Source organism: Furfurilactobacillus curtus, from assembly GCF_045862785.1.
Classification (GTDB): Bacteria; Bacillota; Bacilli; order Lactobacillales; family Lactobacillaceae; genus Furfurilactobacillus; species Furfurilactobacillus curtus.
Genome location: NZ_BQXO01000007.1, coordinates 46,353 through 67,875, shown reverse-complemented (window position 1 = coordinate 67,875; position 21,523 = coordinate 46,353). Strand labels below are relative to the sequence as shown.

The following is a 21,523-nucleotide window of genomic DNA, read 5'->3' as shown; positions in this document are numbered from 1 at the left end:
TCCGTTTCTTTCATTTTGAATGAAGTTAGTATACGTTAACCTCAGAAGAAGAACAAGACTGGGTGCGCCTAAGTGTTTTTGGATACCCACAGTATGCTCACCGCCATAGCAACTCTGTTTGTTTAACAGCTTCAATAGTCTTTGTACCTGCTAGTTGCATGGTAATCGTCAGCTCTTGATTAAAGTGCTGAATAACTGAACGAACACCATCGATCCCGCCAAGGTTTAGACCGTAGAAAAGTGGCCGTGCGAAGGCCACGACATCAGCCCCGCTCGCTAACGCTTTAAAGGCATGCTCGCCACGACGAATTCCTGAGTCAAAAATAATCGGCACTTGATGATTGACTGCGCTGGCAATGTCTGGCAGCACATCAAATGAAGCCGGTCCACCATCGAGCTGACGACCGCCGTGATTTGAAACCCAAATACCACTAGCACCGGCACCAATGGCAGCCATTGCATCTGCTGGTGACTGAACACCTTTGACAATAACCGGTAAATTCGTGTAGCTGGCAATTGCATCAATATCCGCTAAACTCAATTTACGCTTAGCCTTAGCATAAATCTGCATGATATTTAACCCCTCGCCGCTGCCGTCGTTAGCTGAATAATCAGCTAAATTGATCATCGGTAGTGGGAACTGAAACCCGGTTTTGACGTCAGCTTCACGATATCCACCTAATGAGGCATCAGCCGTTAAAATAATTGCTCGGTAACCAGAGGCAACTGCTTGATCCAAAATCCAGTGATTAAAGCCATCATCATTGCTCATATAGAGTTGGAAAAATTGTGGGGCACCGTGACCGGCCTTCGCAATATCGCCCACTCGTTCATTTGAATAGGTTGAAGCAGACATAATCGTGCCTTCTGCCGCGACCGCACTAGCCGTTTCTAATTCACCATGTTCATGTGCTAACCCATGAGCGGCGGCAGGCGCATCAATCAATGGTGTTTGTAGGGGAATCCCAAATAATGATGTTTTCAAATCTGGATTCTCTAAATCCTGTAACACGCGGGGCACAATTTGAGCATGATCAAAAGCTCGCGTATTTTCGGCCATGGTCCATTCCGTCTCTGCACCACCTTGAATATAACCAAAAGCACCTGGCTCCATGTTCGCCTTAACCAAGGGTTCCAAGGCCGCTAAGTCATCGATCTTCAGCGTTTGTTCTGCAGTACTTGCTTGATATTCAGCCATGATCCTATCCTCACTTTCAAAAAATGCATAATCTCCACTCTAACATCATTGTTTTCTTTGTATAACGTCATCATAAAACAAAAATCGACCAACACGATGGCCGACTACTTGTGAAATGTTTATTATTTCCTGCGATCTGAGCAACGGTGAAATCGTGATCGGAGCCAATGAATCAGTAACGTGACTAAAACAGCTGCTAAGATGACCAAGCCAAACGCACGTGAAGAAACCTCAATATCAATCTGTGGGACAGACAAGACTAATTTGACTGCAATCAGTGCGATCAAGACATACGCCATCGTCTCAAGCTCTGGAACCTTGCGCATCAAATTCATGATCACTTCTGCAATCCCACGCATACATAAGATACCAATTAGCCCGCCAATTAATACAATTACAGCGTTATCTGAAATTGCCAAGGACGCTAATACAGAATCGATCGAGAAGACAATGTCCATCAATTCAATTTGAATAACCACCGTCCAAAATGGTGATAGGCCAAACCATCGCCGCTTTTTTGAGGTGATCGTTTGGCCCAGTGGATGACGTTTTTGTTGCGTCATTAAGTGACGGAAATAGCGATAAACCAAATACATTAAATAACTAGCCCCAATCACTTTAATCCACCAAAAACGAATCAAATAGGTTCCGATCCCGATGATGAAAAATCGGAACACATAGGCGCCCCACAAGCCGTAGAATAACGATTTTTCTCGTTCTTGTAAATTATCGAGGCCGGTCGTCTGTGCCGCTAACACGACTGCATTATCCACTGATAAGAGGCATTCAATCAAAACCAATGAGCCAACGATGAGCCAATCACTACGACTGGTTAAAATCGTCGCCCAATTCTGTCCGTCAAAAAACGGACCGTATAATTGCTTAATTACATCCAGCACTCAGTCAGGCCCCTTTTCATCAAACTAGCAACGAGAAATCTTTGGGCAACGGGGCCGTAATCATCATATCGGTTTCATCTAGCGGTAACAGCAAGTGTAACTGATATGCGTGTAACATCAATCGCGGCGCAGCCAGAAGAGCTTTTGGCGAAGCATACAATGGATCACCTAAAATTGCATGCCCGTGGGCAGCCAAGTGAACACGCAATTGATGCGTTCGTCCTGTCCCTAAGGTTAATCTCACCAAACTAGCGGAAGTAGTTGTCTTCAAAACTTGATAGCTTGTTTGTGCCGTTTGAGCGTGATCGCCGTTAACTCGACGTTTACGCCGATCATTCAGATCACGGCCGATCGGGTCATTAAATTGACCAGCACTTTGTTCAAAATGACCAGCCACCCACGCTTGATATGTACGTGAAATCCGTTTGTCGGCAATTAATCGATCTAAAATAGGCACCACTAATGGCGTCTTGGCGATGATCATTGCTCCACTCGTCGCCATGTCCAAGCGATGGACCATGGCTGGTGTTTGGTTGACATTAGCCAACTGGGCCGTCAAAAAATTCATGACAGTTCCCGACTCATCGGGGCGATTCGGGTGGCTTTTGATACCACTGGGTTTATTAATCACTAACACATCATTATTTTCATATAATATTGGCAGATAAACGTGGTCATCGGGCAAATACCTTTGCACCGGTGTCCCCAAATTTTCTGCTCGCACGGTCAAGGACACTTGATCGCCAGTATGTACCGACATACTGTAAGGCTGGTACTGCCCGTTGACAACGACATCGTGGTTCACGCGTAAGTCGTGCTGCATCCGCTTAGGAATGAGCCAAGCGTTCAATAGCTGACGGACACTCACGCCAGCAAGTGGTGCAGGGACAGAATATTTGCTAGTCCACTTAGTCATGATCAATGCTCCTTTTCCTTCATTCACAATCCTCAACGGCATCAAGTGCAAATAGTCGCACTTTCATTCTATCGGAATTATCATAGACATTGTAGTTAGTCACGACTTTTATCTTTCTATCGACTATTTTAACGAAGTGGAGATGCATCAAATGGCAAAAATGATTGCAGGACAAGCATTAGTTAAGGTTTTGGAAGACTGGGATGTGGATCACATTTATGGAATCCCAGGTGGGTCCATTAACCACACGGTTGAAGGCCTGTACCTTGAAAAAGATAAAATTCAATATATTCAAGTTCGTCATGAAGAAGTCGGGGCAATGGCTGCCGCTGCGGACGCCAAATTCACCGGCAAGATCGGGGTCGCCTTTGGTTCCGCAGGCCCGGGTGCGACACATCTTTTCAACGGTTTATACGATGCAAAGATGGATCATGTACCAGTATTGGCCCTCGTTGGCCAAGTAGGTCAATCTATCATGAACACCAACTACTTCCAAGAAATGGATGAAGATCCGATGTTCGCTGATGTATCCGTCTATAATCGCACTGTTACGACCGCTGAACAATTGCCTTACGTCGTCAACCAAGCTATTCGAGAAGCTTACCGACAAAAGGGTGTTGCCGTTGTCACCATTCCTGAAAACTTATCTGCCACAGAAATTGACTATGAGCCGACTAAGACGCCAACCGTCGTTTCAAATAACTTTACGCAAGTTGTTGATCCGAAAGCGGTGAGCGACACGCTAGCAATGATCAAAGCCGCCAAACATCCTTTGATGTACATTGGGACTGGGTTAAAAGGTGCCCGTCAACAGGTCGATGGCGTTTCTGAACAGTTTAACATTCCAGTTATCTCTACAGTTCCCGGCACTGGCATCATGGAAAACGACCATCGTAATTATTTAGGTACCAACGGTCGTTTAGGCACTAAGCCTGGTTTTGAAGCCATGCAACACGCTGACTTAGTGCTCTTCATTGGATCCGAGTATCCATTTGCTCGTTTCTGGCCAACTGACGTCAAAATCATTCAAGTCAACGATAATTCATTTGATATTGGGAAAGTTGTGCCAATTGATTATGCAGTTATTTCAGATGGCAAGACGTATCTACAAGCACTCCTCGATAGCGGTGAATCAATGCCAGAGTCGGATTGGATGCGTGCTAACCGTACGAACCGTCAAAACTGGCTCACTTGGCTCGATCAACTCGCCGGTGATGACAGTAAAGGACTTGAACCAGAGGCAGTCATGAAAAAGACCCGTGAGCTGGCCGGCTCTAATGACACATATGGTGTTGATACTGGAAACGTATCTGAATTCGCGGTTCGTGGCGTCAAAATGACGGAAAACCAGCGTTTCGCCATCTCAGGATTATTTGCCACCATGGGTTACGGTGTTCCTTCAGGGATGGCCGGCGCACTGAGCGTTCCAGAAGGCCAAGCATGGAGCTTTTCTGGTGACGGTGGTTTCTCAATGGTCGTTCAAGACCTAATCACTGAAGCACGCTATCAATTACCAGTCATTAACATCGTCTTTTCCAATGAACGTTATGGCTTTATTTGGTACGAACAACAAGAAACCAAACAACACTTCTACGGCGTTGATTTAACTGGTGCCGATTGGGCAAAGGTCGCCGAGGGACTTGGCGCAGTTGGTCTCACTGCTACCAATCTTAAAGAATTAGACGCAGCTTTCGATCAAATCAAATCACTACAAGCCAGCGGCAACAAAAAGCCGATTGTGCTGAACGCCGTGATCGATCCGGAAGATCCTGTGGCAACAGCATTTATGCCACTTGATCCACAACAATTCGGCGAAGACACCGTTAAGGCTTATGCTGAACACTATGGCATTGACACGAAACAGCAACCTTCTCTAGGTGAAATTCTGCGGGGTTAATTCCAATATAAATTGTACGGATACAGGTCGATGACAAACGATTACGTTTTGTTCATGGACCTGTTTTTTTATTGGAATTAAACTTGTCGCTGGTCACGACTGCCACAGTCAGTTGTCAATTATCAAATCAAGGCATTTCACAGATGTATGCTAAAATTAACCGAATATCTACAGGAGGTCGATTGAGTGATTACACTGCAAACCATCACACCGCAAAATTACAATGAAGTTAACCAGTTGATTAAAATCGCTTTTGCTAGCGCACCACATTCAGATGGAAATGAGGCTGAATTGACGATGGCCCTGCGCCATGACAAAAATTATTCACCCACCTTGGAAATTGTGGCTAAGCATAGGACTGGCACGCTTATTGGACACGCCGCCCTTTCTGTGGCGACCATTCAAGAACAACCAACGACTAAAATCGCCGTGATGGCACCACTGTCTGTGTCACCAGCCTTTCAAGGACGGGGCATCGGCAGCAGCCTGATTTCAGAACTAGAAATGCGCGCGCTGAAAAATGGTTTTACCGCAATTAGCGTCATTGGCGATCCTGCCTATTATGAACGGTTTGGTTATCAACCGGCAATCAATTATGGTCTCACGGCCCCCTTTCAAATTCCTGATGAAAATTTTATGCTTCACGTTATTAATTCAAACACAACTCATTGCTTAACTGGCCAATTAATCTATGCGACAGCCTTTCATCTCATCTAATCTGCTAACATCACTCGATAGGAGATACTGTAATGGCTAAAATTTCGACCAAAGCACTAGCCACTCAAACCAGCGACCTCATTAATACACTGCAACATCTACCCCAAAGCAGTCAGTCAACGTCATTATCGCAAACAGATGCTGTCGCGCTGAGTAGAACTCAACGACATTTACTGCATTTAGTCGAGCAGTTAACACCACCCGTCACCAATCACGATCTATCAACAGCCCTGAACATTTCTCGACCAGCTGTGACCAAAGCGACCGCTAAACTAATTAAACTACAATTATTGACGAGTCAACCTGTGGCTAATGATCACCGCATCATACAATTTTGCTTAACACCAAGTGGCCAAAACGCGGTTAAAGATGGGCAAGCTATCGAACGACAGCAATTGAATCAATTGGAGACATTAGCCAATCATTTTGACAAAAAGCAACGCAAACTGATCGCGACTTACTTAGCGGCCTTAAATCAATTGTTGCAAGGGTAGCTGAACGTTTGATACTTGTTTGAATAATAACTAGCACCGCTAATATTATGCTAAAATGAGCGGTAAACTCACCGAGGGAGGCGGCTAATAAATGGGCCAATATTTGGAACCAATTCATGTCGCCATCATTGTCTTTCCACTATTAGCAATTGGCATGGCATTCCCCTTATTGGTGTATCATTATGCTAGATATGGGGCAATTTCAGCCTGGCAAGTGTTCGTCAATTACAGCTTTTATTTCTATTTACTATGCGCTTATTTTCTGATTATTTTACCTTTACCAACGCGCGCGGCTGACGCTGCTCTCACCACCCCGACAATTAATCTACATCCATTATTGGTTTATTATAATTTTCGTGCGACGGGATTCAGTCTACATCAACCGACCACTTGGTTAACTACGCTTCACGCACCTGGGTTTCAACAGCCTTTCTTCAATATTGTTCTAACGATTCCCTTCGGCTTTTACCTGCACTATTATTTCAAACGTAATGTATTGACCAGTGTCATGCTGTCCTTTGGTCTAAGCCTCTTTTTTGAATTGACTCAGCTTTCTGGCTTATACGGCTTCTATATCCGCCCATATCGACTGTTTGATGTGGACGACTTACTTTTAAATACGACAGGTGGTCTCGTGGGTTGGTTATTAGCACCTTTATTTACTTGGTTGTTACCAACTCAAGCTCAAATTGCGGCCACTAATCGTCGGCATGCCGTGCAAGTGGGCCTGATGCGCCGCCTCACCGCCTTTGTTTTAGATTGGCTATTGATCGGCATTGGCGTCGTGATCGTGACATTGGTGATGCGCGTCTTTAATTATGTCGTCCCCGGATGGCTACTAAGTGCAGTCGGCGTTCTGGGATTAATTTGGTTACCTGAACAACTTTTCAATGGTCGAACGATTGGGCTACGCGCTGTCCATCTACAAATTTGCTCGCTAAAATGGCAAACACCACGGCCTTGGCAAATTGCGGTACGTAATCTCATTTGTTACATTCCCCTTATCGGCCTGATCGCTCTGGCACAACCATGGTTCAGTCGACCGGCAAGTAACGGTGAACTATTACTTGCCGGAGCAATCCTCCTAACGCTTATACTCGACAGTCTGTTGGCCGTAATTATGCCCCGTTATCCCTTGCTTTTTGAACGACTGAGCCAAACGACAACCGTTTCATCTTATCGACCAGCAGCCAATCAGTTACATCAAACCAGAACCGAGCCTCACTAATTCGTCTATTCAGTAAGGAGTTTTCATGTTTTCATTAGATCAAGTCACTGCGTTTCTAATCTACTTCCCTGGGATTGTCTTTATCCTTGCTATCACCTTAGCCATCATTGGTTATCGTCGTGAACCCAGACGCTTACTAAATTCGTGGTTTATCGTAACCGGCGCCACTATTTTGTTAGGCTTACCAATTATCTTGCTCACGTCACTAGTTGATACCCATCAGCTTGGTTGGCGGTTATTAGGTTTGTTGGGATATGGTGCGTTAACGCTAGGTTTATTTGACTGGTTAATGCTCTTAGCTTGGCATGTCTCAAGCTGGCGGCATCATTTACGCCTAATTGGTTATCTGACGATCATCATCGCGCTTCTTTTAGCTGCGATTCCTTTTATCCCCGGCAATGTCTGGCCTCATGGGTGGCTAACCCCGCTACGCTACATTAATACCGCCCTAACTTTACTTGGTGGCTATATGGTGATCACCATCGCCGATTTTTTAGTCGCGACTTGGACTTATCCACGCCGCCAACACTTACAAGGCGCGGATTATGTGATTGTTTTAGGTAGTGGCCTACTGCATGGCAACCAACTCTCCAAATTATTGCAATCTCGTATCGACGTGGCCATTCAAGCGGCAACTGCTCAACAGCAACGCACTCAACAGTGGCCTATGCTCATCATGTCTGGCGGTCAAGGTGCCGATGAAACCGTCAGTGAGGCTAGTGCCATGGCAGATTATGCAATTGAACACGGTTATCCACAAACGGCTATTCGCCGGGAAGAAAAATCGACGAGTACCTTCGAAAATTTCCAATACGCCTTAGATGAAATTCATGAAGGTAAACCAGTTATTGATTTTGTCACAAATAACTTTCACGTATTTCGAGCTGCGATCATTGCCGCGAGTCTTAAATTGCCTAGCTTGGGGATTGGTGCACCAACCGGCTCCAACTATTACGTTCGTGGGCTAATTCGCGAATATGCCGCGTTAACCTGGCTCCACAAACGCCGCCATGAAATTGCCTTGTTAGTGGTTCTTATCTTGACCATCGCAATTCCTTGGTTCTACGGTTAAGTCACTTACAGGAGATACATTATGCTGACACCGATTGAGATCAATAATCATTTTGAATGGATCGACGTGCAAGATGAAACAGACGCTGAACATCAACGCCTCATTCATAGTTATAAATTAACGGAAGAGATGTATGGCTATGCCACCGATCCAAATGAACGAGCCCGTATTGAAATCGATAAAGAAAATGGAATTTCATTAATTATCTTTAACGTCATCACGGATACATCACCAGAAACTGCTACAGCACCAGTCGGCTTTTTATTTAAGGGCCGGCGTGTCTTTACGTTTACCAGTGGCGACACTGACTATGTACACAATATTGTGATTAATGCCAATACAGTTTTGAAGTTGCCGGTCATTGAAGAACAGCAACCCATTGATGCTATTTTGGGACTGATGTACAAATTAACGACCACTTACTTAGACAAAATTAACCAGATAGACCGCCGCCGCGCCCAAATTCAAAAAGCATTGAAGACAAATCCTGAACATAGCGCAATTAATGATTTAATGGATTTGGAAACGAGCTTGGTTTACTATCTGACTTCTCTAAAGACCAACACAGATATGCTGCAAGATCTTCAACGGCTTCCGGTCGTGCCCGTTAACGACGACCAACGCGAACATATCACCGATATTGTTGTTGAATCTCAACAAGGCTTGGAGATGGCTCAAATGGCTTCAGACGTGGTTGAACGGGTCTCGAACGCCTACTCAAATTTAATCGACAATAACTTGAATAACACGATGAAATTCTTGACTGCTTATTCCATCATCATGACTGTTCCCACCATCGTATCGGGTTTCTTTGGCGAAAATGTAAAGCTGCCATTTGAAACACATCCCTTTGGTTGGCAAATTACAATTGTAATTATGATTATCCTTGGTGCACTGGTGTATGCCGTTTTGCGCCATTATCGGTTCTTCGATCGTTAAGGCGGTCAAGTAAATGATATTGGTACCTGATCTTAATCAGGTAAGACAATCAGGCAGTGACATATCGTCCGCCACAGCCAAAGAGTCTGGGACAAAACTAAAATCTAAATAGCCAAAATACGGGACATAAGCCAAGTGGCTCCGCCTAAAAGCGACCTACGAATGATGAATAAACCATCATCATTCGTAGGTCACCCTTAGTGCTCGTCACTTACCGACTTATGTCCCGCTCTCAATTTTTGGACTAATTCAGCGTCTCAACTGTTAAATCGTTCTCAACTGGATAAAAGACTGGCTCCTTCCACGTTAGCATGTCATCTGTTAATTGAAGTTTTGTAATTGTCTCACGATTATACGGTTCAAAATAATACGCTCGACTTTCACAGACCGCTGCCGCCCGATACACTGAATACGTCTGCTGATGATCAGTATTTCGAGGCACGGCAACACCGTCAAGTAAGTGCCAACTACTAATAATGGCGCCGGCCTCATCCAGCGGTTGATTAGCGCGTTCTTTAAAATAAGCAGCGCGAATAAAACGAGAGGAAGGACTGTAGGAACCAGGCGGAATTGATTTGCCTGACAAATTCCCCGTTGTCACTTTCGCCGTATTTAATGGTACTTGTTCCGCCAAAAAAGCTGGTGTAAAAGTCATGTAATCATTCAATCGATCAATTTGCCGTTCAAAATTGGGGACATTGGTTAAAATACCAAGAGGATCATCCACAATTCGCATCGGAATCGTCGTGGGTTCGATCGCGACCATCCGGCCTGTACGATCGGCTACCGCAAAGTGTAACTCAGGACGTCCAAATTTATGATCGCTGAAAGTGTCTGCCATTAGTTCAATTTCATTGATATGCGCTTCAATTTCCGCAATCGAGTGAAAGTTTCCCAGCAGCCAAAATGCAAATTCATAGGGCGCCAATTGGACACGGTCGGTCCGCTTTATCTCTGCATGTTTAAAACCATTTGCAAACGTTAGTTTTTGCGCCGTCAATCCCCATTCGTTCACACCGTCGGACAAATCAATGCGTTCTGGACGTTGAAAAGCCCCACCTACCATCGCATATTGATTGGTATATTGGCGATGATCAAAATCGCTTTGCCACTGATAACCACGGGGTACAAATGCCGGTGTATTATCGAGCGTGGGCCAATCCATAGTCCGCGATAAAACATGCGTGCCATCAACGGCAATTTGAAAAATACTGGTACACATTTATGCCTCCGTACTCTTGGTTGATTGGTGCTGCTTACTTAAGTGTAGATAGGCGATAAAATGAAAAATAATTCCGGCGAGTAATAATAATCCGCCGACCCAATTGGACCAAATGGCACCAATAATGGCTAACCCATATAGAATCATAGACCGCACAGGATCCAATTGGACACTGTGGTCAATCACTAAATTAGTTGTACTCATTAATTCTTGATGATCATGAAGATAGCGATACAGCCAATAATAGACCGCTGAGATAAATAGTGCCACCGTCGCGTAGATCATGAAACCAGTGCGAACGTCAGTCGAATTTCCACTAGCAATAGCGGTAGCAACAAGAATCATTGGATAATCTAACAGCGTCACGCTGAACATTGAGAGTAAATTTAATAGGTTAAGATTCCGATCGATGACTTTTAGGCTGGCAAAATAATCATGGTGGAATAGCCAGAGTGTTCCAACATAAAAGTACGACACGCCATAGGCTAAAAATTCAGGCCATTGGTGCATAATTCCTTGCCACAGGTGACCGGTTCGATAACTAGGAACCTTAAATTCAAGAACTAAAATGGTAATCAGTATAGCAAACACACCGTCACTGAATGCTTCCAAACGTGCTTTTGACATGATCATTGGCGGCGATCCTTACTGACTAATACTTGTTGATAATGAACGTGATGATCCTCAACATAGGCGTAGAGCCGTAGCTGTCCAGCATCATCAAAGTCACCCAAATCAAGCATCATTCGTCCATTAATCTCTTCAAGGCCGTGATAAGCATCTAAAACAAAATTGCGTAACGTCAAGCCTTCTTGTATTAAAGCATCCGTCTGTGCTGAAGCCGCAGCCAAAGTGTATCCTTCATCCAACATCGTTTTTATCCCAGACACTTTCAAAAACGTTGCATACCCATACACACGTTGCTGTTGTTCGTCCTGTCGATCTTTAGAATTGATATACCCTTTCGTTTCCCAGTAGCGCAATTGTCGCGTCGAAACACCGGTCATCCGACTAATTTCTCCAATACCAAAAATTAACTTTTCCGTGCTAAAGATATGGCCACTATTCGATTCACGTAGGCTCGGCCGATTCATAGGTTCACCTTGTTTCTACATTAGTCTTCTGGATACAATTCTCTTTCCATTTTACGATGCCAAATGTTGGCTTCCAGGAAGGGTTGGCCGAAAACTTCAAAGGACTGTTTGGCATAAAAGCTAACTGCCGTCTCTTGTGCTTCCAAGTAAAGAGAACGATAACCATCGGCTTTAGCATCTTCGGTAATTTGATCCATCAATGCCCGTGCATAACCTTTATTGCGCGCCCAATCAATGGTGGCAACCCGTTGAATTTGCAAGATGTCTTTGTCCAATTTTGTGACACGCGCGGTTACAACTGGCGCATCATTCTCATAGCCAACATAATGGGTAGCCTGATCATCATGTCCATCAAATTCTAGATCTTGACTAATGCCCTGTTCGTCGACAAACACTGCATTCCGAACTGCTTTGGCGTCGTCGTAAATCTTACCTTCTTCGCCAGTTTGCTTTTCAAAATCAATCGCGGCTTGTTGCTTCTTCCGCTTACCAAAACCAAATAATGCCATCTAAATAAATTCTCCTTTTTTAAAACTCAGTGTGGAACTGGGGCGGTAGAGGCCGAGCACTAACAAGAGATTGCCGGTTGGCGCATTTTGCCAAGGGGAAATCTCAGGTTAGGCACAGACTTCTGCACCAGTGCAACACGACAATAAAACTCAGTGTGGAACTGGGGCGGTAGAGGTCGAGCACTAACAAGAGATTGCCAGTTGGCACATTTTGCCAAAGGGAAATCTCAGGTTAGGCACAAACCTCTGCACCAGTGCAACACGACAATAAAAACTCAGTGTGAAACTGGGGCGGTAGAGGTCGAGCACTAACAAGAGATTGCCAGTTGGCGCATTTTGCCAAGGGGAAATCTCAGGTTAGGCACAGACCTCTGCACCAGTGCATCACGACAATAAAACTCAGTGTGGAACTGGGGCGGTAGCTACTGAGTCCCGTTAGGCGCAGGTAATAGCACTAGCGCAGTAGCGGTTGTGCACTCACCAGCTTATTTCTCGTTGTAACCCAGTACTGTGATCTGTTGGTCATCCAACAACAGCCGTGTTACACTCCCATTTGCTGGTCGTTCGGATAGATCGAACTTGCCTTGACCATAACGTTCCATAAGACTAAGCAGTGTGTTGCCATGGCTAATCACGAGCACATTGTCGTCATCGTCAAGGTCAGCATTATTGCGAATCAAATCAAAGCCACGGTCAATGCGGGCCCAATATTCGTCGTTACTTTCTGCATCATGAAAGGGATCGGCTTCTTTCATTAAGTCTTTGGCTTTGGCGATAGAGTACTTTTCTTCAATCGCTTTAAACCCGTTTAAGCCGTGTGGGCGACCCACTTGATCCCAGACATAGTTCATATTTTCGCCTTCAAAAGAGCCATAGAACTGTTCTCTAAAAAAGGGGCTACTCAATGGACTGACTTGATTTGATAACGTATTAGCGGCCAAAATCATCGCGGCAGTTTGTTGGGCTCGGGTCGTATCAGAACAATACGCTGCTGCAAACCGAATTTCAGCCAGCCGCTGACCAGCACCCTTGGCGTCAGCGATACCCATCGCTGTCAATGGCGAGTTGCTCCATCCTTGTAATTTGTTATAAATGTTAAAATACGTTTGCCCGTGGCGGACTAAATACAACGTTACTCGAGCCACATCCATCACCCTTTCCAAATTAATTTATCTTTATTATACACGATCGTTGTCTGAGCAAGACGGTCAACGATTTAAAGTTTATGTAAGGTCACAAGCTGTTTTTATCTTGGTCACCAACTCACGTGGTACACTTAATCGATGTTAATCACGAACCGGAACGAGGAAAGAAATGCGATGCGTAAGTTGCAAGCAAAACTAAATACTCGAATTGGCCTATTTTGGCTGTTGATTTTTCTGTTTTGGGCCAAGACTATGTTGGCCTATATCATTGACTTTCATTTAACAATCAGTGACCCACTTCAAGGGGGCATTATGCTCATCAACCCCCTTGGCACTAGCCTACTATTATTTGGACTGGCCTTTTATGCGCGCAAAGCCCGTTATTTTTATCCGATTCTCGGACTAACGTACATTTTAAACACTGTCCTATTGTATTTGAACGTGATCTACTTTAGAGAATTTACCGACTACATGACTGTGTCGACTATGACCGGCTATGACAAAGTCAACCAAGGATTATCAGGTAGCTCATTGGCTTTGACAATGCCTCATGACGTGCTTTACTGGCTGGATATCATCGTCATCCTCACATTATTTATCGTTCGTTGGCTTCGATTTGACAAACTCCCTCTGCCTAAAAAAACCGGCTTTGCTATGACTTCCTTTGCCATCGCAATGATTACCTTTAACTTAGCCGTCGCAGAGGTGGATCGCTCACAACTCATGACGCGAACATTTGACCGCAGTTACGTCGTTAAATACCTAGGGTTGGACTTCTTCACGGCTTACGACGGTGCTAGTGAGTGGCATACCTCAGCGATGCGCGCTGCGGCAACCAAGTCAGAACTCAAAGAAGTGACCAACTTCACTAAATCTCATTATGCCGCACCTAATAAAACAATGTTTGGCGCCGCTAAGGGTCGCAATGTCATTATCATCCATCTGGAGAGTTTCCAACAATTTTCCATTGATCAAAAAATCAATGGAAAAGAAGTTACGCCATTCCTTGATAGTCTGTATCACTCTAAGGACACCTATGCTTTTGACAACTTTTTCCACCAAGTTGGTCAAGGAAAAACATCCGATGCAGAGAACATGCTCGAAACCGGCACGTATGGTCTACCCCAAGGTTCACTTTTCGCCCAACTCGGTAGTGACGAAACCTTCCAGGCTGCACCAGCCATCCTTGAACAATCACCGGAACATTACACCACCGCCGTCTTTCACGGAAATGTACCTAGCTTTTGGAATCGAAATAATGTCTATCCTAACTTAGGCTATCAATATTTCTTTGCCCAGGAGTATTACGACCATAGTGGTGATCGTTCTGAAGGCTATGGCTTAAAGGATAAACTACTCTTTGATGATTCAGTCAAATACTTGCAACACCTGCAACAACCGTTTTATGTCAAATACCTAACCGTAACCAACCACTTCCCCTTTGATCTCGATAAAGAAGATCAAGATCCCAACTTCAAGACGACGGATACGGATAGCTCAGTTGTTAATAATTACTTTATCACCAATCATTATTTGGATCAGTCAGTTGAAGAACTCTTTAACTTCCTCAAAGCTTCTGGGCTTTATGATAAATCAATGATCGTTATTTACGGTGATCACTATGGCATTTCTAATTCTGAAAACAAGAGTCTAGCTCCTGTGCTTGGTAAAAATGCTGAAGACTGGACTTCGTTTGACGATGCTCAACTACAACGTGTCCCATTTATGGTCCACATCCCTGGTAATGGCCATGGTAAGATCGAACACCAATATGGCGGTGAAATCGATGTCGAGCCAACTTTACTTCATCTGCTCGGAATTAACACCAAACAATACGTGCAATTTGGCACTGACCTCTTTTCCAAGCAACACGATCAAGTCGTCGCTTTCAGAAATGAAGATTTTGTAACGCCAAAATACACCTCATTGTCTGGCACAGTTTACGACAATAAAACGGGCCAAGTTGCCAAACTCACCGCAGCGCAAAAGAAACAAGTGACTGCCGACCAGACAAAAGTCGACAAAGAATTATCGCTCTCTGATTCACTCAATCAAAAAAATTTGTTGCGCTTCTATGATCCAAAAGGGTTCACTCCGGTTGACCCAGCCAAGTATAAATATACTAAAGGCTTACAACGAGCTGAACAAATTGAACGTGATCGTGGTGTTGGTAGTACTTCACTCTTTAGTCAAAACGGCGACAAATCGATTGAAAACTTATATCATACTGATGCCCCTGAAGTGAATAGTAAGGGTCAATAGATTCATTGATCATCTTTTGAAGAAAACAAGCTCGTTTCCATTAACGTGGAAGCGAGCTTGTTTGTTTTCCTGGTTCTGCAGATAAAATGTAATTCCCTTTTGTTAGGCATTAATTGCTTGCTGCCAGCCAGCTGGTGTTCAGAGGCGTCTGCCTCACATTTAGACAAAAATGGCACTCAAAAATGGAGCTGAAAAAAAGCCAAAATCTAAATTTCACTTCTAGCCTAAATAGCAAAAAAGCGGGACCTAAGTCAAGTAAGTGCACCCTTAATACTCGTCACTTACCGGCTTATATCCCGCTCTCGTTTTTAAAAAATTCATTTCACATTAATTTCTTCATGATGTGCTGCCCATGGATAAGCCTTCACAACGCCCACAACTTTGCTTTTCGGAACAAACCCGTAATAGCGACTGTCATTTGAAACAGCCCGATTATCACCTAAAACAAAGTACATTCCCTTAGGCACCCGCTTTTTACCGGCATTTTTCGTCCAATTCTGATCATAGCTTAAGCTGTTTAGCGTAAAGCCTTGATACTTGCTACCTGAATGAGGTAATGGGCTTAAGGTTCCTGCGATCCGTTGCTGCTTAGTAATATAGTTTTGAGCGACGTATTTCCCATTGATATATAACTTACCATCAGCATGATAGTCAATTTCATCGCCAGGCAGTCCGATCACCCGCTTAACATACTTAATGTTGTGGTCGGTCGCTTGTGGATCAACACCGTACGCGTTGAAGACAATCACTCGATCACGACGAATTGGCGCCATTTTAAACGCCCAAACCTTTTCGTTATTTTGTAGATTTGGCTCCATTGATGGACCGTCAACCCGCACGTGGGCCACAAACAACCACTGTACAAGGAAGGCGATTAACACCCCGATCACAACCGGCCAAATCCAACTCATTACTTTTTTGATGGTGGGCACATCCTCTCAAATGTCAAATTAAGTGTGATCAATGCTGAAATTAATGACGCACCCATCACGTGTTTGATTATAACGATTTTTTGTACATTAGCGTAGTTTTATCCTCAAAATCGCGGTAAATTTTAACTATCATTATAAATCCCACCATTTTACTTCAAACTTTTTAAAAGGACCCATAATCAATGCAAAATTCATTCTTTCAATGGTGGCGCGCGCCGCGCAAAGTCACTCATCAAATTCGTGATCGTAAAATCTCTTGGTTAGAGTTATTTTCCGATTTAGCCTATGTGGCCATTATTCATCTAATCACCGTGAATTTCGCCACCCATTGGACTCTCAGTGGCGTTATGACTTTTACCCTAGCCTTCATGCTGATTTTTAATAGTTGGCTAAACATCGCTTGGTATTATGATTTGCATGGCGATGATAGTCTCAGAACCACGGTCTTACTGCTCAGTCAGGTGCTCGCAATTAGCCTGGTCGCAGTATTTCTACCTGCTATTTTCATAAATCATTGGACCGGATTTCTATGGACTTATTTGGTCGTTCAGACACTTATTACTTATATTTGGTGGTCCACCGGGCATTTTGATCCTGATCATCGAGTCACCTCTTGGCCCTATGTCAGATATTACTGTGGCGCTGGCATACTCCTCATTATTGCAATAATCGTCGCTAACCCCACGGTGTCAGTTGCCATTTTATGGAGCGTTTTTATCATTGATTTTGGTACGCCTTTTTTCACGCGGCGGCGATTTGATCGCGAATCGATAAAACGTCAACTTCCCTTTGAAATTTCAGCGTCTTTATTGGAGCGTTTTGGTCAATTCACGATGATCATTTTGGGGGAAGCACTTGCCGATTTGATTGACCATGGTATTGAAGAAACAACTATGAAAACCATTCTACTCTTCTGTATCAGTCTGCTGTTCGTCGTTGCCATCTGGTGGCTCTACTACATGTTGATGGACAACTTGCACATTCATGGACATAGCTACCTGCCACTACTCTTATTTCGACTACTCCATACTCTCTGGTTATTCGTCCTAACAGGACTCATCTTTAGTTTAAGTTATCTGCCTGAGCCACATCATTCTGGCATCCAAATTTGGTTTAGCATTTTTGCTGTGATGACATTTCTACTGCTCCAAGGACTAGCAAATTGGAATAACTGGCAACTAAAGTCAGCAAAGGCTTTATTGTGGCAAGGTGGCGTCCTGATGTGCTTGCTGATTGGCGCTAAATTAGCTCCAATCGGACAAATCGGTTTAAGTACCCTTGGCTTACTGGTCTACATCCTTAGCCGAGAACCCCAGTTACATCAATAATCAAAATACGGGGAGCTTAGTCCAGATTGATCCGAGCCCTGCGCTCATCTATTTGTCTGGCAAATGAACCGAGGTGCTGTGAACTGGTCCATGATGATGTGGATCAATAGCAAAGGCTGCGCTGTGGACAGCTGTGGCAGCTTCACCAAAACCAGTCGCAATCAGGGCCACTTTACCTGAATAGTTAATTGCATCTCCGGCCCCATAGACACCAGCAACACTAGTTTGCATGGTGGAATCTACGGCGATTTGTTGGTGCTTTTGTTCAAACTGTAGCTCCCAATTTTCAAACACCGCATGATCAGAAATAACACCGAAATTGACGACTAAATCATCAACCGTGATGGTACGATGATGATCCGTTTTCATTTCTTTCAAGTCGACGTCCAGCCGCCCATCACTCGTGGCCGCTAATCCTTGAGCTAGATACGGTGTCATTTGCTCAACGCTGGAAGTATTCAAGCTGGTGACGCTATGTGGCAATGCTCTAAATTCATTACGCCGATGCATCAAGTAGACATGCTTGGCCACCGGTTCAATCATCAAGGCAATATCAATAGCCGCATCCCCGCCACCAGCGACCATGACGTCATGATTCGCGAAATGAGCTAGCTTCGGTAAAAAGTACCATAAATGTTCGTTTTCAAACGATGCCGCATTTTCAACAGCTAGTTTACGCGGTGTAAAGGCGCCGTTACCAGTGGTAATAAGAATGGCTTTACTGTGTGTCACGCCACCATTAGTCGTGATAGTAAAATCACCCAACTGCCCACTAATGTTAGCGACAGTCTGACTCGTTTTGACCGTTACCGGAAATAAAGTCATTTGTTCACGCAAGCGATCAACCAATTCTTGCCCGCTGATGCCGCTAAAACCCGCAACATCTAAGATTTTCTTTTCTGGATATAACGCACTTACTTGCCCCCCTACGTCTGGTAAACTTTCCAAGACTTGGGTGTGTAATTCTTGTAAACCAGCATAAAAAGCGGCGAATAACCCTACTGGGCCGCCACCAATGATCGTTAAGTCATAATTCTGCTCAGCCATGATCGTCTCTTTCTACTTAATCATTAATTTTTGGCAAATGTAATAGGTTATTTTGTTCAAATAAACGCCCGATTCGCAACAAGGTTAGTTCTTCACCTTTACGGGCGGTGAATTGAATTCCTAATGGCAAATTCTTCTCTGTCAGCAGTGTGGGTAAACTAATCGCTGGCTGACCGGTCAGATTTGCTTGTTGGGTAAACGGCGATTGGGTCAATTCTTGTTCGAAATAATCCCATAACAACTGTAATCGATCGGCTGGTGCCAATTGGGCAACCTGATCAATCTGGGCGTCAATATCTGGATCGACTAGTGGATTGTCCAAACGCGGCGCCGGGTGTGCAGTAGTTGGCGTGAGGTATAAATCATACGTATCATGAAACACGTCCATTTGCGCACTTGCTGCATCCCATAGACTAATTGCTGCACTATATTGGGCGCCAGTTACGCCCAAACCGGCCTGATAAATCAACCATGTTAGTCGTTCCATATCATCCATCACGAGTGGTCGACCTAGCGCCTGACTAACTTCATCAAACATTGCAGCTGTCTCTGCACCATTCATTTGATAATAAGAACGCATTAATGCCAAGCCATCTAATGGATTTGCTTGTTCCACAACATGATAACCTTGCTGTTTTAAAAAGATAACTGCATCTTCCACAGCTTTAACAGCATCACTCGATACAGGCGTGCCTACTGGTGATTTGGTCGAATAGGCAATCGTCAGTTCATGGGGTTGGTCCCATAACTGATCGTTGAATCCTTGCAAGTTGATGGGTGTCGAAAATGGCGCGGCTGGTTGATACGTTTGTAGCCAATCCAATAATGTCGCCGTGTCGCGAATAGAACGAGTCAAAGCAAAATTAATGGATGCCCCACCCCAACCTCGCCAACCCGTTGGCCCAACTGGAACCCGACCACGCGTTGGTTTTAATCCGATTAGGCCAGAAAATGAGGCGGGGATTCGAATTGAACCACCACCATCGTTGCCAGCAGCTACTGGCACGAACCCAGCTGCGACACTTGTTGCCGCGCCACCTGATGAGCCACCTGAATATCGCTCATGATCCCAAACATTCGCTGTTTTACCATAAAGAACTGGATCAGTAATGTTCTTAAACCCGAATTCAGGAGCATTAGTCTGACCGATAATAATGAAACCGGCTGCTTGAAGTGCAGCCACGAAGTTGTCTGTTTCACCGGCGACTTCGTCTTTAAAAAGTCGCGAACTCAATGTTGCTGGCTCACCTTTTAAATTTTGACCCAAATCCTTAAGTAATAAGGGCACTCCTAAAAAGGGCTGGCCCGTGTCAATTAGCTGATGGGCTTCTGCTAAGGCCGCTTCTCGCCGCGTTGAAACAACCGCATTTAACTGGTCGTTACCCGCGTCAATGCGCGCAAAAGCCTGGTGAACAAGTTCTTCACTGGTGACATCGCCTTGGCGAACCTGTTGTGCTAACGCAATTGCATCCCATACCATGATCAATAACCTCCACTTCAGGTAAGTTGCTTACCGTCAGTATACGCATTTTTGCGTCAATGAGCGAAGAAAAGCTCAGCACATGAGTGCGGCTTGAAAAACAAAGTAAACTAAAAAACATCACGGGCAAGCAGTCACTCATAATGAGTACTCAAGTCCGTGATGTTTTTATCCACGAGAATTAATTAATTCTCGTCTTCTAGCTTTTGGGCATCTGCATCAATCGTGGCAAACCCGGACACTTTGTTAGCTGGCTTAGGGTTCTTAGCACGGTCTTCTTCTGCTTTTTCGATCAACGCTTTCCGTTCTTCCTTACTCAATTTAGCCATTGTTATCGCCTCTTTTGTAATGAATCAACAACGGGCGTCGCTAAGTGATTGGCTCGGTGTAAAGCTCGCTGACTTCAGTCTAGCCCTTTTCAGTGAAAGATTAAACCCACCGGCAGGTTATGTCCATCTTTCAATTTATCCCAATAACTAATGTTCAAGCATTAATCAACACGCAAATCATCTCGTTAGTTAATCTATCCCTTTAGACGGCTGCTTCACTTTGAACTATCGTTGGTCAGCAATTAACTCATAAACCAGTACACGACCGACGTGGTCAACAGCACTGAACCCCTGCGCAATTAATAAATCTGAAGCAGCACGATTTTCCTCACTAACATTTGCCAGTAAGCGTTTTAAGTTCAATTCGTCAAACGCAAATGACATCATATGGGTTAAGACTTCAGTCATCACACCATGTTGTTGAATCACAGGTAATAATTCAAACTGTATCTCGGCGACAGTCCTATTTGTGTCAAAATGAAGGAAACTAAATGTGCCTAAATATTGCTGAGTTAGTTTGTCCCCAATGCCCCAAATTAAAGCCTCATTATTCATTACTTGACTCATTGTTCGGTTAACGTAAGTCGTCGTAGTCATTAAATCCGCGTCCACATTGCGGCCAATCATGGCAGCCACTGTCTCGTCATGCCGAAGTGCGAAGATGTCCTTAACCTTGTACATCGTCAACCAGTCCAGCACGTAATGTGCGGTCATGATTGGATGATAACGTTCAAATTGCATTAAATTGGCCCTCTTTCTTCCCCCATTAATTAATATAACCCATTATACTAATCTCACCGCCTTAAGGAAGGATT

The 21,523-nt window shown here is 44.3% G+C and carries 21 protein-coding genes; 8 read left to right on the top strand and 13 right to left on the bottom strand.

All coding sequences use genetic code 11. The annotated features are described in order from the left end of the window. Positions 1–97: 97 nt before the first annotated feature. The 3 genes from ACKTR2_RS09600 to ACKTR2_RS09590 all read right to left on the bottom strand — a co-directional run bounded on the left by ACKTR2_RS09600 (position 98) and on the right by ACKTR2_RS09590 (position 3,013). Positions 98–1,198: a lactate oxidase gene (locus ACKTR2_RS09600; protein ID WP_407884863.1), complete on the bottom strand. Its 1,101-nt coding sequence runs from the start codon at positions 1,196–1,198 to the stop codon at positions 98–100. A 122-nt stretch (positions 1,199–1,320) separates the two neighbouring features. Continuing rightward, positions 1,321–2,097, bottom strand: coding sequence for a TerC family protein (locus tag ACKTR2_RS09595; RefSeq protein ID WP_407884861.1), 777 nt, complete (start codon positions 2,095–2,097; stop codon positions 1,321–1,323). 19 nt (positions 2,098–2,116) lie between these two features. Then, entirely contained in the window at positions 2,117–3,013 is an 897-nt protein-coding gene (locus ACKTR2_RS09590; RefSeq protein WP_407884859.1) for an RluA family pseudouridine synthase, read from the bottom strand. Positions 3,014–3,164: 151 nt separating this feature from the next. Here ACKTR2_RS09590 and spxB point away from each other — a divergent pair, with 151 nt between their 5' ends. The 6 genes from spxB (at position 3,165) to ACKTR2_RS09560 (ending at position 9,360) form a co-directional block, all read left to right on the top strand. Then, positions 3,165–4,910 carry a pyruvate oxidase gene (gene spxB, locus ACKTR2_RS09585; RefSeq protein ID WP_407884857.1) on the top strand — a complete coding sequence of 582 codons (1,746 nt, stop codon included), beginning with the start codon at positions 3,165–3,167 and terminating at the stop codon, positions 4,908–4,910. Between the two features lie 186 nt (positions 4,911–5,096). Next, the gene (locus tag ACKTR2_RS09580) at positions 5,097–5,627 is read left to right on the top strand and encodes a GNAT family N-acetyltransferase (RefSeq protein WP_407884855.1); all 531 of its coding nucleotides are present in this window, start codon (positions 5,097–5,099) and stop codon (positions 5,625–5,627) included. A 32-nt stretch (positions 5,628–5,659) separates the two neighbouring features. After that, positions 5,660–6,121: a MarR family winged helix-turn-helix transcriptional regulator gene (locus ACKTR2_RS09575; protein WP_407884853.1), complete on the top strand. Its 462-nt coding sequence runs from the start codon at positions 5,660–5,662 to the stop codon at positions 6,119–6,121. A gap of 91 nt (positions 6,122–6,212) precedes the next feature. Beyond that, positions 6,213–7,349, top strand: a complete 1,137-nt coding sequence (locus tag ACKTR2_RS09570; RefSeq protein WP_407884851.1) for a VanZ family protein — start codon at positions 6,213–6,215, stop codon at positions 7,347–7,349. A gap of 25 nt (positions 7,350–7,374) precedes the next feature. After that, positions 7,375–8,421 carry a YdcF family protein gene (locus ACKTR2_RS09565; RefSeq protein WP_407884850.1) on the top strand — a complete coding sequence of 349 codons (1,047 nt, stop codon included), beginning with the start codon at positions 7,375–7,377 and terminating at the stop codon, positions 8,419–8,421. Between the two features lie 21 nt (positions 8,422–8,442). Then, on the top strand, positions 8,443–9,360 hold the full coding sequence (locus tag ACKTR2_RS09560; RefSeq protein WP_407884848.1) for a magnesium transporter CorA family protein: 918 nt from the start codon (positions 8,443–8,445) through the stop codon (positions 9,358–9,360). Positions 9,361–9,604: 244 nt separating this feature from the next. Here the strand turns inward: ACKTR2_RS09560 and ACKTR2_RS09555 are convergent, their stop codons facing one another. The 5 genes from ACKTR2_RS09555 to ACKTR2_RS09535 form a co-directional block, all read right to left on the bottom strand. Then, entirely contained in the window at positions 9,605–10,582 is a 978-nt protein-coding gene (locus tag ACKTR2_RS09555) for a linear amide C-N hydrolase (protein WP_407884846.1), read from the bottom strand. Continuing rightward, positions 10,583–11,215, bottom strand: coding sequence for a TMEM175 family protein (locus ACKTR2_RS09550; RefSeq protein ID WP_407884844.1), 633 nt, complete (start codon positions 11,213–11,215; stop codon positions 10,583–10,585). After that, on the bottom strand, positions 11,212–11,676 hold the full coding sequence (locus tag ACKTR2_RS09545) for a MerR family transcriptional regulator (RefSeq protein ID WP_407884842.1): 465 nt from the start codon (positions 11,674–11,676) through the stop codon (positions 11,212–11,214). Before ACKTR2_RS09545 ends, ACKTR2_RS09550 begins: the two co-directional genes overlap by 4 nt. Before the next feature lie 20 nt (positions 11,677–11,696). Continuing rightward, positions 11,697–12,185 (bottom strand): GNAT family N-acetyltransferase, encoded by a 489-nt coding sequence (locus tag ACKTR2_RS09540; RefSeq protein WP_407884841.1) that lies wholly within the window; start codon positions 12,183–12,185, stop codon positions 11,697–11,699. A 485-nt stretch (positions 12,186–12,670) separates the two neighbouring features. Beyond that, on the bottom strand, positions 12,671–13,330 hold the full coding sequence (locus tag ACKTR2_RS09535) for a histidine phosphatase family protein (RefSeq protein WP_407884839.1): 660 nt from the start codon (positions 13,328–13,330) through the stop codon (positions 12,671–12,673). 174 nt (positions 13,331–13,504) lie between these two features. Here ACKTR2_RS09535 and ACKTR2_RS09530 point away from each other — a divergent pair, with 174 nt between their 5' ends. After that, positions 13,505–15,592, top strand: a complete 2,088-nt coding sequence (locus ACKTR2_RS09530; RefSeq protein ID WP_407884837.1) for an LTA synthase family protein — start codon at positions 13,505–13,507, stop codon at positions 15,590–15,592. Between the two features lie 317 nt (positions 15,593–15,909). On the opposite strand, the gene lepB is transcribed toward ACKTR2_RS09530, so the two are convergent. Next, entirely contained in the window at positions 15,910–16,503 is a 594-nt protein-coding gene (gene lepB / locus ACKTR2_RS09525; protein WP_407884835.1) for a signal peptidase I, read from the bottom strand. A gap of 203 nt (positions 16,504–16,706) precedes the next feature. On the opposite strand from lepB, the gene ACKTR2_RS09520 reads away from it, so the two are divergent. Next, positions 16,707–17,852 carry a low temperature requirement protein A gene (locus tag ACKTR2_RS09520; protein ID WP_407884833.1) on the top strand — a complete coding sequence of 382 codons (1,146 nt, stop codon included), beginning with the start codon at positions 16,707–16,709 and terminating at the stop codon, positions 17,850–17,852. 48 nt (positions 17,853–17,900) lie between these two features. On the opposite strand, the gene ACKTR2_RS09515 is transcribed toward ACKTR2_RS09520, so the two are convergent. The 4 genes from ACKTR2_RS09515 to ACKTR2_RS09500 form a co-directional block, all read right to left on the bottom strand. Continuing rightward, positions 17,901–18,899: an NAD(P)/FAD-dependent oxidoreductase gene (locus tag ACKTR2_RS09515; protein ID WP_407884831.1), complete on the bottom strand. Its 999-nt coding sequence runs from the start codon at positions 18,897–18,899 to the stop codon at positions 17,901–17,903. A 16-nt stretch (positions 18,900–18,915) separates the two neighbouring features. Then, positions 18,916–20,379 (bottom strand): amidase, encoded by a 1,464-nt coding sequence (locus tag ACKTR2_RS09510; protein ID WP_407884829.1) that lies wholly within the window; start codon positions 20,377–20,379, stop codon positions 18,916–18,918. 185 nt (positions 20,380–20,564) lie between these two features. Further along, positions 20,565–20,708 carry a hypothetical protein gene (locus ACKTR2_RS09505; RefSeq protein ID WP_407884827.1) on the bottom strand — a complete coding sequence of 48 codons (144 nt, stop codon included), beginning with the start codon at positions 20,706–20,708 and terminating at the stop codon, positions 20,565–20,567. 225 nt (positions 20,709–20,933) lie between these two features. After that, the gene (locus ACKTR2_RS09500; protein ID WP_407884825.1) at positions 20,934–21,449 is read right to left on the bottom strand and encodes a GNAT family N-acetyltransferase; all 516 of its coding nucleotides are present in this window, start codon (positions 21,447–21,449) and stop codon (positions 20,934–20,936) included. Positions 21,450–21,523: the final 74 nt, after the last annotated feature.

Coding starts and splice junctions, on each gene's coding strand:
- ACKTR2_RS09600 (WP_407884863.1), bottom strand. CDS start 1,198: ATGGCTGAATATCAAGCAAGTACTGCAGAACAAACGCTGAAGATCGAT.
- ACKTR2_RS09590 (WP_407884859.1), bottom strand. CDS start 3,013: ATGACTAAGTGGACTAGCAAATATTCTGTCCCTGCACCACTTGCTGGC.
- spxB (WP_407884857.1), top strand. CDS start 3,165: ATGGCAAAAATGATTGCAGGACAAGCATTAGTTAAGGTTTTGGAAGAC.
- ACKTR2_RS09575 (WP_407884853.1), top strand. CDS start 5,660: ATGGCTAAAATTTCGACCAAAGCACTAGCCACTCAAACCAGCGACCTC.
- ACKTR2_RS09570 (WP_407884851.1), top strand. CDS start 6,213: ATGGGCCAATATTTGGAACCAATTCATGTCGCCATCATTGTCTTTCCA.
- ACKTR2_RS09565 (WP_407884850.1), top strand. CDS start 7,375: ATGTTTTCATTAGATCAAGTCACTGCGTTTCTAATCTACTTCCCTGGG.
- ACKTR2_RS09560 (WP_407884848.1), top strand. CDS start 8,443: ATGCTGACACCGATTGAGATCAATAATCATTTTGAATGGATCGACGTG.
- ACKTR2_RS09555 (WP_407884846.1), bottom strand. CDS start 10,582: ATGTGTACCAGTATTTTTCAAATTGCCGTTGATGGCACGCATGTTTTA.
- ACKTR2_RS09550 (WP_407884844.1), bottom strand. CDS start 11,215: ATGATCATGTCAAAAGCACGTTTGGAAGCATTCAGTGACGGTGTGTTT.
- ACKTR2_RS09545 (WP_407884842.1), bottom strand. CDS start 11,676: ATGAATCGGCCGAGCCTACGTGAATCGAATAGTGGCCATATCTTTAGC.
- ACKTR2_RS09540 (WP_407884841.1), bottom strand. CDS start 12,185: ATGGCATTATTTGGTTTTGGTAAGCGGAAGAAGCAACAAGCCGCGATT.
- ACKTR2_RS09530 (WP_407884837.1), top strand. CDS start 13,505: ATGCGTAAGTTGCAAGCAAAACTAAATACTCGAATTGGCCTATTTTGG.
- lepB (WP_407884835.1), bottom strand. CDS start 16,503: ATGAGTTGGATTTGGCCGGTTGTGATCGGGGTGTTAATCGCCTTCCTT.
- ACKTR2_RS09520 (WP_407884833.1), top strand. CDS start 16,707: ATGCAAAATTCATTCTTTCAATGGTGGCGCGCGCCGCGCAAAGTCACT.
- ACKTR2_RS09515 (WP_407884831.1), bottom strand. CDS start 18,899: ATGGCTGAGCAGAATTATGACTTAACGATCATTGGTGGCGGCCCAGTA.
- ACKTR2_RS09510 (WP_407884829.1), bottom strand. CDS start 20,379: ATGGTATGGGATGCAATTGCGTTAGCACAACAGGTTCGCCAAGGCGAT.
- ACKTR2_RS09505 (WP_407884827.1), bottom strand. CDS start 20,708: ATGGCTAAATTGAGTAAGGAAGAACGGAAAGCGTTGATCGAAAAAGCA.
- ACKTR2_RS09500 (WP_407884825.1), bottom strand. CDS start 21,449: ATGCAATTTGAACGTTATCATCCAATCATGACCGCACATTACGTGCTG.